General features: G+C 64.0%; 9 protein-coding genes and 1 pseudogene. 2 read left to right on the forward strand and 8 right to left on the reverse strand.

Annotated elements, in window-relative coordinates:
• The 3 genes from ACOJTD_RS16355 to ACOJTD_RS16365 all read right to left on the reverse strand — a co-directional run.
• Positions 1 to 295 (reverse strand): ABC transporter permease (locus ACOJTD_RS16355; protein ID WP_420133946.1); only part of this gene is annotated, 295 nt, incomplete at its 3' end.
• Between the two features lie 111 nt (positions 296 to 406).
• On the reverse strand, positions 407 to 1,570 hold the full coding sequence (locus ACOJTD_RS16360) for a glycosyltransferase (RefSeq protein WP_420133947.1): 1,164 nt from the start codon (positions 1,568 to 1,570) through the stop codon (positions 407 to 409).
• A gap of 28 nt (positions 1,571 to 1,598) precedes the next feature.
• Positions 1,599 to 3,020 (reverse strand): mannose-1-phosphate guanylyltransferase/mannose-6-phosphate isomerase, encoded by a 1,422-nt coding sequence (locus ACOJTD_RS16365; protein ID WP_420133948.1) that lies wholly within the window; start codon positions 3,018 to 3,020, stop codon positions 1,599 to 1,601.
• A 208-nt stretch (positions 3,021 to 3,228) separates the two neighbouring features.
• Between ACOJTD_RS16365 and ACOJTD_RS16370 the strand changes: the two genes are divergently transcribed.
• Positions 3,229 to 4,371, forward strand: coding sequence for an AGE family epimerase/isomerase (locus ACOJTD_RS16370; RefSeq protein ID WP_420133954.1), 1,143 nt, complete (start codon positions 3,229 to 3,231; stop codon positions 4,369 to 4,371).
• A 34-nt stretch (positions 4,372 to 4,405) separates the two neighbouring features.
• On the opposite strand, the gene ACOJTD_RS16375 is transcribed toward ACOJTD_RS16370, so the two are convergent.
• Entirely contained in the window at positions 4,406 to 6,022 is a 1,617-nt protein-coding gene (locus ACOJTD_RS16375) for a radical SAM/SPASM domain-containing protein (RefSeq protein WP_420133949.1), read from the reverse strand.
• 277 nt (positions 6,023 to 6,299) lie between these two features.
• On the opposite strand from ACOJTD_RS16375, the gene ACOJTD_RS16380 reads away from it, so the two are divergent.
• Positions 6,300 to 7,490: a glycosyltransferase gene (locus tag ACOJTD_RS16380; protein WP_420133950.1), complete on the forward strand. Its 1,191-nt coding sequence runs from the start codon at positions 6,300 to 6,302 to the stop codon at positions 7,488 to 7,490.
• Positions 7,491 to 7,493: 3 nt separating this feature from the next.
• Here the strand turns inward: ACOJTD_RS16380 and ACOJTD_RS16385 are convergent, their stop codons facing one another.
• The 4 genes and pseudogenes from ACOJTD_RS16385 to ACOJTD_RS16400 form a co-directional block, all read right to left on the reverse strand.
• Positions 7,494 to 8,336: an ABC transporter ATP-binding protein gene (locus ACOJTD_RS16385; protein WP_420133951.1), complete on the reverse strand. Its 843-nt coding sequence runs from the start codon at positions 8,334 to 8,336 to the stop codon at positions 7,494 to 7,496.
• A gap of 241 nt (positions 8,337 to 8,577) precedes the next feature.
• Positions 8,578 to 9,858, reverse strand: coding sequence for an ABC transporter substrate-binding protein (locus ACOJTD_RS16390; RefSeq protein WP_420133952.1), 1,281 nt, complete (start codon positions 9,856 to 9,858; stop codon positions 8,578 to 8,580).
• Between the two features lie 56 nt (positions 9,859 to 9,914).
• Positions 9,915 to 10,988, reverse strand: coding sequence for a branched-chain amino acid ABC transporter permease (locus ACOJTD_RS16395; RefSeq protein ID WP_420133953.1), 1,074 nt, complete (start codon positions 10,986 to 10,988; stop codon positions 9,915 to 9,917).
• A 1-nt stretch (position 10,989) separates the two neighbouring features.
• Positions 10,990 to 11,094 (reverse strand): annotated as a pseudogene (locus ACOJTD_RS16400) (branched-chain amino acid ABC transporter permease); the annotation flags it as partial.

Consider the following 11,094-nt stretch of genomic DNA (forward strand, 5'->3'; position numbering starts at 1 on the left):
CGCCGCTGGCGCCGATCAGGTAGTTGCTGAACCACTGCCACGAGAACAGGCCGATGATCAGAAACACAACGTAATTCGGCACGTTGGTGGCCATGATGACCTGGAGTGCGAAGTAGAACACCATCGCAGAGGCCAGCGGATTGGCGACCGACCACAGATAGCCGAGCACGTTGTTCTTGTAGCGGACCTTGACCTCCTTCTGGGTCAGGGTCGTCACCAGGTCGAAATACTGCCTCAGCGAAAAATCGCGGCGGCGCGCGGGTCGCGGCGGCGTTGCGGTCGTGTCGGCTGTCATGGGCCGTTCCAGTCGATCAGAAGGGGGAGGCCGGCCAGCATCGGCGATCGGAAGTCGCTCGAAACGCTGAGATTTTGCGGTGCTGCGAGGGCAGATGCCGGTTCGGGGCGGTCAAGTCAAGACCTCATTGGGCGCCCGGTCGGGCTCTCCGCGACGCCTTGAAAGCGCTGACGAATAAACCGCCGAGATGCGGCGGAGGAAGACGGATTGTGAATATTCTCCGGCCACACGCTCGCGTCCGGCGCGGCCGAAGCGGGCGGCCAGGTCCGGATCGTCGAGCAGCCGCCGGATCGCGCCGGCCAGCGCGGCCGCATCCCGAGGCGCGACGCTGAGGCCTTCGAGCCCGTCGCGGGCGATCTTCGGCACGGCGGTCGGCACGGTCGTGTTCACGACCGGCAGCCCTGCCGACATCGCCTCGATCTGGACGATGCCGAAGGCCTCCGCTTCGGTCACCGAGGGCAACACGAATACCCGCGCTGCGTGCAGATACACCTTCATGTCGTCCCGCGGCAGCAGGCCGGTGAAGGTGACGCGGTCGGCGACGCCGAGCTCGGCGGCACGCTGCGCCAGCGCCTCGCGGTCGCTGCCGTCGCCGATCACCACGAGATGTCCATCGATCTCGCGCATCGCCTCGAGCAGCACCGGATAGCCCTTGTAGGGAACCAGCCGCCCCATCGAGATCATCAGGCGCGGATATCTGGCGCGCAGCTCGGCTGCGCGTCGGGCCTGATCGGCGTGGAGCTCCGACCATTCCTCCGGCCGGACGCCGTAGGGAATGATGGTGCATTTGCCGACGTGCGGCGCCAGGAACTCGGACCTGTCGACGATGCTCTGGTCCGACACCACGATGCGGTCGGCACGGGCCAGCGTATGACGGATCACCGGAGCCAGCAGCTTGACGATGGCCTGCCGCCCGAGGATCTCCGCGTGCCAGTGCACCACCACGGCGAGATCATCCGGCACGCCGAGCAGCAGCCCGATGTCGTTGAGCGGAAACGGCGCGTGCAGCGCCAGCACGTCGCAGGACTGTGCAGCCTGTGCGAGGACCAGCGGATAGTGCGGCGCGAGCGGCATCGACAGCGCTTCGCCGAACGAGGCGACCGCGCGTACCTCGGCGCCGTCGAGCACATAGCGGCGCCCCGCGCCGCGGCGCCTCGCCGTCAGGATCGTGCTGCTGTCGCCGAAGTCGCGGAGGCCGAGCAGTTGCGACATCACTTCAGGAATGCCGCCTTCCACCTCCGGACGATAGATCTTGTAGCAATGCAGGATACGCATCGACCGAAGTCTCGCTTGCTCGGCCGAACTAACCGACGCGGTTATAGGCGTCCTGGAGACGAACGATGTCGTCTTCGCCGAGATACGAGCCGACCTGAACCTCGATCAGTTCGAGCGGAATCCGGCCGGGGTTGGCGAGGCGGTGAACGGCGCCGGCGGGAATATAGGTCGATTGATTCTCGTGCAGCATCCGGGTTTCGTCGCCGATCGTGATCTCGCCGGTGCCGTGCACCACCACCCAATGTTCGGAGCGGTGGAAGTGCTGCTGCAACGACAATTGCTGGCCGGGTTTCACCAGGATGCGTTTCACCTGATGCCGGCCGCCCAGATTCAGCGTCTCGTAATAACCCCAGGGCCGATAGATCCGCCGATGCTCGGTGGCCTCGGTGCGGCCGGCGGCCTTGAGCTTTTCGACCAGTACCTTGATCTCGCTGGTGATGCCGCGCGGCGCTACCAGCACCGCGTCGGCCGATGCGATCACCACGACTTCTTCGAGGCCGATGACCGTGGTCAGGATCGACTCGTCGCTGTGAACGATGGCGTTCTTGACGTCCACCACCTCGCAGCGGCCGGACAGCGCATTGCCGGCGCCGTCCTGCTCGGCGTTGGCCCAGATCGCCTCCCAGCTTCCGAGGTCCGACCAGCCGAAATCGACCGCGAGCACGGCGCTGCGATCGGTCTTTTCCATCACCGCGTAGTCGATCGATATCTTCGGCGCATTTTCGAACGGCGCCTTGGCGAGCCGTACGAAGTCGAGGTCCTTGATGGCGGCGTCGACTGCGCCTTCGGCCGCCACCGCGAGTTCGGGCTGGAATCGGCCGAGCTCGCCCAGCATGGTGTCGGCGCGGAACAGGAAATTGCCGCTGTTCCACAGATAGCCGTCCGCGATGTATTGCTGCGCCATCTCGCGCGTCGGTTTTTCGGCGAATTTGTCGAGTTTGCGCACCGGACCGTCGCCGAAGGGCAGTCCCGGCTTCAGATAGCCGTAGCCGGTCGCCGGCTCGTAAGGGACGACACCGAACGTGACAATGTTGCCGTCTTCCGCGGCTGACAGTGCGTCGGCACAGGCGGTGTGGAAGGCCTCGACACCCTTGATCGCGTGATCGGAAGCGAGGATCAGCAGGATCGCATCGGGCGAGCGCCGAAGTCCCAGCACGGTCGCAACGGCGACCGCGAGCCCGGAATCCCGACGGAACGGTTCGAGCACGATATCGGCCTCGACACCGACCTCCTGCAGCTGATCGGCGACAACGAAGCGGAATTCAGCGCTGGTGACCACGATCGGCTTGGCGAACAAGGGCTTGCCGACAACCCGCAGAGCCGTCTCCTGGAACGTCGAACGCTCGGAGAACATCGCGATGAACTGCTTCGGCATGCTCTCGCGGGACGCGGGCCAAAGCCGCGTACCAGCACCGCCGCACATGATGACCGGAATAATCTGCGATGTCATAGGGCCTCGCAAGGCTCGCGATCCCATGGTGCGGGCCGCGCTGGTCGAAAAGGTGGGGGGTGTTTAGCATATCGGTCCCGGGGAAACAGAGGCATTTTCAACCTTGCCGGGGCCCATAACTGCGCCATCGGGATCTATCCTGATGATCGGGCGCCGTGTTATGGGTGCCTCGCTAAGAGTGATCGCGTTCCTGATCGACTGGATAGAAATGCAGCAGCCGAGCGCCTCGACGGACGAGTGTGACATCGTCGCAACGCTGAAATCGACGATCATCGATCATTCATTGCCGCTGTGGTCCCGAGTCGGATGGGACGATACACGCGGCGGTTTCGTCGAGCGGCTTGATCAATCCGGACGGCCAGATCTCGAGGCAACCCGCCGGGTGCGCGTGCAGGCCCGGCAGATCTACTGTTTCGCCAAGGCCGCGCAATGCGGCTGGTATCCCGAAGGCCGAGCGCTGGCACTGCGCGGGCTGGACTATCTTCTGGACAAGGCCAAGGGCCGCGATGGCCGGCCCGGCTTTGTCCACACGCTCGCGGCGGATGGTACAAAATTGGACGGTCGGCGTGACTGCTACGACCACGCCTTCGTCCTGCTCGCGCTGTCGAACGTCTACGCGCTGAATCATGACACGCAGGTGTTGGGAGAGATCGACGAGCTGCTGGCTTTCCTCGATGGGCCGATGCGATCAGCAACTGGCGGATATCTCGAGAGCCTGCCGGATGCGGCGCCCCGTCGGCAGAACCCGCATATGCATCTGCTCGAGGCTATGATTGCCGCATTCGATGCCACCGGCGATGCCAGGTTCCTGAACCGCGCCGGCGAATTGTTCGGCTTGTTCACCAGTCACTTCTACGATGCGCCGCGCCGGGTGCTCGGCGAGTACTTCGAGAACGACTGGACCACGATCGAGCCGGTCTGCGTCGAGCCGGGTCATCAGGCGGAGTGGACCTGGCTGCTGAAGGAGTATCAGCGGATCAGTGGACACGATACGGCCGCTTATCGCGAGCAACTGCTGGCTTCAACCTTGCGCTACCAGGATGCGTCCGGCTGTCTGATCGACGAAGGCAATGCCGACGGCGTCATCACCAAATCCACGCGGCGGTGCTGGCCGCAAACCGAATTGGCTAAAGCATGGCTCGCGCAGGCCCAGCACGGCGTCGCCGGTGCCGAGCAGGCGGCGCGCGCGGCGCTTCGGAGCCTTCACCGCTTCTATCTTTGTCATCCGGTGCGCGGCGCCTGGTACGATCAGTTCGACCAGAACGGACGTTCGCTGGTCGACGTAGTGCCGGCTTCAACCTTCTATCACATCTTCTGCGCCGTTCATGAGGCCGATCAGGTTCTGGGCTGACGACACTGTCGAGCCGGCGCCGCTAGGAGCCGAGCTAGTGAAACGTGCGCATTCTCCGGCGATAAAGCCCGAGAGCCTTGCTGATCAGCCGCAGGGGCCGCGTGACGCGCCAGGACAGTGAGTTCTCCAACTCGTCGGCACGCACCTTTTCCAGATTGCGGGCCAGGGTCAGCTCCCGGATTTTGCGCCTGAGAGCCGCTGGACTGTCGTGGTCAGGATCGGTGGCAGCCTTCATCACGTAACGGCAACTGGCGCCCACGCAGATCGGATCGATTCGGCTTTCCGTGATGTTCTTGCGCAGGCGCTGCATCGCCGGGCCGTTCCAGATCTCCAGCGCCGAATTGTCCTTCAGGCTGCCGATCGGCTTGGCGGCCATGCAGCATGGCTTGACGCTGCCGTTCACTTCCAGCGCCAGCCAATGCCAGGGGGCACGGCATTCGCTGTAGTCGGGCATCTCCGTCGCGGTCTCGTCGGCGCGGCCGTACAGCGTCACCTGGAAGCGCGGATCGACGAAGAGATAGATCTTGAGATCTTCCGCAACCGCGCGGGCCTGCTCGATGAATGGTCTGATCAGCTCGACATTACGTTCGGGCAGGTTGTCGCGATAATTGAAGGTGTGTCCGGCCTTCACCACGGTCCAGTCGAAGGCGTCGCCGGAGTTGAGATGATAGAGCTCGACCCCATCGACCCCGATCTCGTGCGCTAGGCGGACCAGCTTTGGAGCATCCGCCGCATTGGTCTTGTTCACCGTCATGTTGAACAGAACGCGGATCGGGTGACGCGAGGCTTTCCGCTGCGCCACGAGCGAACGCATGTTGTTCAGCAGCCGTGTGAAGTCGCCGCCCCGGATCTTGGCGTAAGTCTCCGGCGTGGCGGCATCGAACGAGACGCTGATGTGATCGACGTTGTACTGCAGCAGCCGCTCGATGTTCTTCGGATTGAAGGTCAGGCCGTTGGTATTGAACTCGATCTTGGCGCCGGGATTGTCTTCCAGCAGCGTGAACCAGTCCCAGAACTTGCGGGCCATCAGCGGCTCGCCGGCGCCACCGTGAATCTGGATGCGCGCTGCGCCCAGCGCCGCGTCCTTGATCTTCGGGATCCACTCGGGCGGGAAGTCCTCGTAGTTCGCGTTGTTGTCGCCCTCTTGGTTGTGATGAGCGAAGCAGGTGACGCAGCGCAGATTGCACTTGTCGCTCACCGCGATCGTCAGCTCGCTCGGCGTGTAGTCGGCGGTCAGCGGCAGTTCACGCAAGCCGAGCTCGCGCTTGTATCGATTGATCACGTCGGTCGACGGCGTATCCACGTCGAACACCATCAGACCGAGATCGCGCGGATCACCCTCCGGGCGAACGGGCGCCGACAGATCCAGATGCAGCACATCGCCCGATCGGGCCTTCAGGTGCGCCAGATCGATCAGCAGCTTTCCGCGCCCGGACCGAACATCCAACGATGTTGCGGCCGATGGGCCGATCACCTTGCAGTCGGTATCGCCGAAGGACTCCGGTCGCGCATAGTCGATCAGCAGATATCTGCCGGCTTCAGCCGGCACCTGAATCTTTGAGACTTTGCTGGACCAGCGCCATGCCAGATCGCCATGAGTCTCGACCGGGTGCCACCCCTCACGGAACAGCTGTTCCTTGGCAATCACCATCGCAGACCTCGATCGCTAATCGAAACATTCGGAAATTCGAAAATAGGAACTCGATAGTTCTGCGTTTACTATGCGTCAACGGTATATTGTAACCATAGGTTGTGGTGTTGGGGTGCGGTGGATCGGGGGCTGTCGGTTTCTCCGCTGCTTGCGGCAGCGGTCGACAGATGCGAGGAAGTTCGGGAAGCAGGCCGCCGCGACGCGAATCGCGTGCTGTGGCGTGCACGTTCGGCCGCGTGGCGTCGAAGCGTCCGACGGGCCCAACCGCCGCGGGATCATGGTCGCAGCCAATTCGAAAACCGTCGTGCTGTTCTCGACCGCGGATTGGGATTCGCCGTACTGGACGAACAAGCAGCATATTGCCAGCCGGCTGGCCGATCGCGGCTATGAAGTCCTTTATGTCGAGACGGTCGGCATCCGCCGGCCAGGGCTCAACGCCATGGACCTCCGGCGTATCATCGCCCGGCTCAAGCGTGGCACGGCGCCGATCCGCGAGGTCAGGCCCAATCTCTGGGTGTTCTCGCCCCTCACGGTGCCGCTGGGGCAACGCTACGCCGCGGTGAGTGTCTTCAACCGCTGGCAGCTCGTGTTCCGGATCCGATCTTGGCTGCGCCGGCGCAGGGCATCGCATCCGATCGTATGGACCTATCACCCATATATGCTGGAAGCCGCGGAGGCAGTACAGCCGAGCGCCGTGGTGTATCATTCGGTCGATGATCTCGGCGCCGTCCCCGGCGTCGATAAGGCGGAGTATGAGGCGGTCGAGCGCCGGCTGTTGCAGCGGGCCGATCATGTGTTCGTCACCAGCCTGGCGCTCGAGGCGCACTGCCGCGAGGTCGCCGGTGAACGGACGCATTACTTCAACAACGTCGCAGATATCGCGCATTTCGGCGCGGCGCGTCTCGATCGGCTGCTTCCCGCGGACCTTGCTGGCATTCCGAAGCCGCGCCTGATCTATGTCGGGGCGCTCTCGGATTTCAAGATCGACCTCGGGTTGCTGGCGAGCTTGGTGCAGGCGCGGCCGGATTGGCATCTGGTCGTGATCGGCGACGAGCGGGAAGGCCAGCGGGATCCGACCATCGCCAGGATGCAGGCGATGCCGAACGCACACTTCCTCGGCTGGCGGCCATATGCGGAGCTTCCGGATTATCTAAGGGGCGCCGATGTCGCGCTGCTCCCGCAACTGATCAACGACTACAGCCGCGCGATGTTTCCGATGAAGTTCTTCGAGTATCTCGCGGCGGGCCGTCCGGTCGTCGCCACGGCGCTGCCGGCGCTGGCCGATTATCATGCGGTGCATCGCGTCGCGCATGACGCCGCGGAGTTCGAAGCACAGGTGCAGGCCGCGCTCGACCATCGCGGCGACGGCGTGCTGCCGCTTGATCACCCGGTTCTGACGAAGAACTCCTGGGATGCGCGGCTGGATGCGATGCTGGCGATCGTCAACGGCGACAGCCGGCCTGCCTAGTGGCTACAGCCAGCGTTTGCGCCGCTTGAAGCTCTTCAGGTTCTTGAAGCTCTTGCGCTGGTCGCCGGCGCCGCCGAGGTAGAACTCCTTGACGTCCTCGTTGTCGCGCAGTTCGTCAGCGGTGCCGTCGAGCACGACCTTGCCTTGCTCCATGATGTAGCCGTGGCTGGCGACGGAGAGGGCGGCGCGGGCGTTCTGCTCGACCAGCAGGATGGTGACGCCGAGGTCGCGGTTGATCTGCTTGATGATCGCGAACACTTCTTTGACCAGCAGTGGTGACAGGCCCATCGAGGGCTCGTCCATCAGGATCATCTTGGGCCGGGCCATCAGCGCACGGCCGATCGCCAGCATCTGCTGCTCGCCGCCTGACAGATAGCCGGCGAGGCCGGTGCGCTCCTTCAGCCGGGGGAAGTAGTTATAGACCATCTCGATGTCGCGGCCGACCTCGCGGTCGCTGCGGGTGAAGGCGCCGAGCCGCAAATTCTCCAGCGAGGTCATGTCGGACACGATGCGGCGGCCCTCCATCACCTGGAAGATGCCGCGGCGAACGATCTTGTCCGGATCGGTGCCGTCGATGCGGTCGCCGTCGAACACGATTTCGCCGCGCGTGACCTCGCCGTCCTCGGTCTTGAGCAGGCCGGAGATCGCCTTCAGCGTCGTCGACTTGCCGGCGCCGTTGGCCCCGAGCAGCGCCACGATCGCGCCGTGTGGCACCTCCAGGCTGAGCCCGCGCAGGACAAGGATGACGTCGTCATAGACGACCTCGATGTTGCGGACGCTGAGGAGGGGGGCAGGAGCCGCTGTGGCGGCAGGCTGTGATCGATCGAGGGCGGCGGCTTCGGTCATGGCGGTCCTGACAACGATGTGAGGCAGAGCAGAGCATAGCCCCATCCTCTCCCGTCATCGCCCGCGAATGCGGGCGACCCAGTATTCCAAAGCGCTGATGATTCACACGAGACGCTGCGGCGTACTGGGTCCCCCGCTTTCGGGGGGGGTGACGGTTGTTTGTGTTCCGGCGCCGCGGCTCAAAGCAGACGCGGCACGCTTCTCAGAGTTGCACGGCTGCGGCTTAGCCGCCGCCGCGAGCTCACCATCCGAGCCATTCCGGCTTGCGCGGCAGGTCGACGGTCTTGACCTTTTCGAGCTTGATGGTGCCCTTGGCGATCAGGTCCTTGAGGTCGCCGTCGGTCGAACCCGACACCTTGGCGCGATACAGGTCGACCTTGGTGGTGCCGCGGTGGTCCTTGTCGGTCCAGGTCGACGGGTTGCAGACGCCGTCCATGCCGGCCGGCACCCAGTCCTTCTTCTGGTAGAAGCCCTTGCGGACGTTCTCGCCGGTGGTGCCGCCGTTCTTGGTGGCCCATTCGATCGCTTCCTTCATGTACAGCGCCGAGCACACCGCGGCGACGTAATGCACCGGCCGATACACGTTGCCGGACGGGTCCGAGACCTTCGAGACTTCCTCGACGATCTTCATGCCGGGCGCGCTGCCGCCCCAGGCGACCGCAGTGCGCAGCGGGAAGATCACGCCGTCGGCGGCGTCGCCGGCGGTCTTGGCGGCGTTCTCGTCCATGCCCCAGACGTTGCTCATGAACTGCACGTCGACGCCGGCCGCCTTGCAGGCCTTCATCACCGAGATGTTGGAGGCCGCAGTGTTGCCGAGATACGCGTAGTTGGCGCCCGAGCTCTTCAGCGACAGGCACTGCGCCGAGTAGTCGCCCGGCGCCAGCGCGAACACCAGCGGCGGCAGCACTTCGAAGCCGAGTTCCTTGGCGAGCGCTTCGCCGGCGGCCTTCGGTGCGTTCGGATAGGGGTGGTTGGCGCCCATGTGGACAAATTTCGGCGCGCCGGATTTGCCCTTGGCCTTCCAGTCCTCCGCCGCCCACATCAGTTCGGCGCGCAGCGCGTCGGAATAGGACGGACCGTAGAAGAAGTTGTACGGCGCCGGCTTGGCCTTGCCGCTGGTGCCTTCCGGATCGGTCAGCGCTGCCGCGTAGGAACCCGACAGGTCGGGGATCTTGTCGTTGGCGAGGAAGCCGGTCAGCGCCTCGGTGTCGGCGGTGCCCCAGCCCATGATCGCCGCGACCTTGTCGCCGCCGGACCACTTCTTGTACAGCGCGATCGCGCGCGGCACCTGGTAGCCGTAGTCGTTGGTGTCGACATTGAGCTGCTTGCCGCCGACACCGCCGTTCTTGTTGACGTAAGCGAAGGTGTCGGCGACGGCCTGGCCATAGGGCGTGCCGACGTCGGACGTGCCGCCGGAATAATCTGCGAGATGGCCGATCGCGATCTGCGCCTGCGCGGTCACCGAGCCGCCGGCGATGATCAGCGCCATCGCGGCGGTGCTCAAAAGGGATTTCATCGTCATCGTGGTTCCTCCAGTGTCTTGTTATTGAAGTCGGCTTGCGTCCCTCGTCGTCCCGTTCAGTGCGAGAACGGGTAGAGTTTCCAATACGCCTTGATCTGCCGCCAGCGATGCGCGAGCCCATCGGGCTCGAACACCAGGAAGGCGATGATGATCAAGCCGATTGCGATCTCGCGCAGGAAGGTCAGGTTGTTGTTGAGCAGCAGCGCGCGGTCGATTGCGCTGCCCTTCAGCTCCATGCTGATCCATTCCATCGCTTCGGGCAGCAGCACCACGAAGGCGGTGCCCATCAGCGTGCCGGAAATCGAACCGATGCCGCCGATGATGATCATCGCCAGAAACAGGATCGAGCGCTCGATGCCGAAGCCTTCGTTGGAAACGACGAGCTGGTAATGCGCATACAGCGCACCGGCGATGCCGGCGAAGAACGCCGCGAGTCCGAACGACAGCGTGCGATATTTGGTGAGGTTGATGCCCATGATCTCGGCCGAGAGATAATGGTCGCGCACCGCCACCAGAGCGCGGCCATCGCGGGTGCGCATCAGGTTGGTGACCAGGATGTAGCTGACCAGCAGATAGGCCAGCACCACGTAGAAATATTGCTTGTCGCCGCGCAGCACCCAGCCGAACAGCGAGAACGGATTGGCCGAAGCCGGCACCGAGCCGCCGGAGAACCATTCGGCGCGCGAGAAGAAGTCGATCAGGATGTACTGCGCCGCCAGCGTGGCGATGACCAGGTACAGTCCCTTGAGCCGTGCGGCCGGCAGGCCGAACACCAGCCCAACCAGCGCGGCGACGACGCCGGCCAGCGGAATGGTGAAGAAAACCGGGATCGGCAGATTGTTGTTGAGATAGGCCGAGGTGTAGGCGCCGAGCAGGAAGAACGCGGCGTGGCCGATCGAGATCTGGCCGGTGAAGCCGACCAGGATGTTCAGCCCGAGCGCGGCGATGCCGAAGATGCCGATCTGGATCAGGATGCTGAGCCAGTAGCCCGACAGCACCAGCGGCGCGAACGCGATCAGCACCACGCCGAGGATCGCCATGTTGCGGCTTGTCTTGGTCGGGAAGATCGTGGTGTCGGCGGCGTAGGACGAGCGGAAGTCGCCGGCGGGGATCAAGGACGTGTTGGCCATGTCAGATACGCTCGATGTCCTTGGTGCCGAACAAGCCGTAGGGCTTGATCATCAGGATGATGATCAGCACGTAGAACGGCGCGATTTCGTAGAGATTGCCCCAGTG

The organism is Rhodopseudomonas sp., assembly GCF_048594845.1.
In the GTDB taxonomy this organism is placed as follows: Bacteria; Pseudomonadota; Alphaproteobacteria; order Rhizobiales; family Xanthobacteraceae; genus Rhodopseudomonas.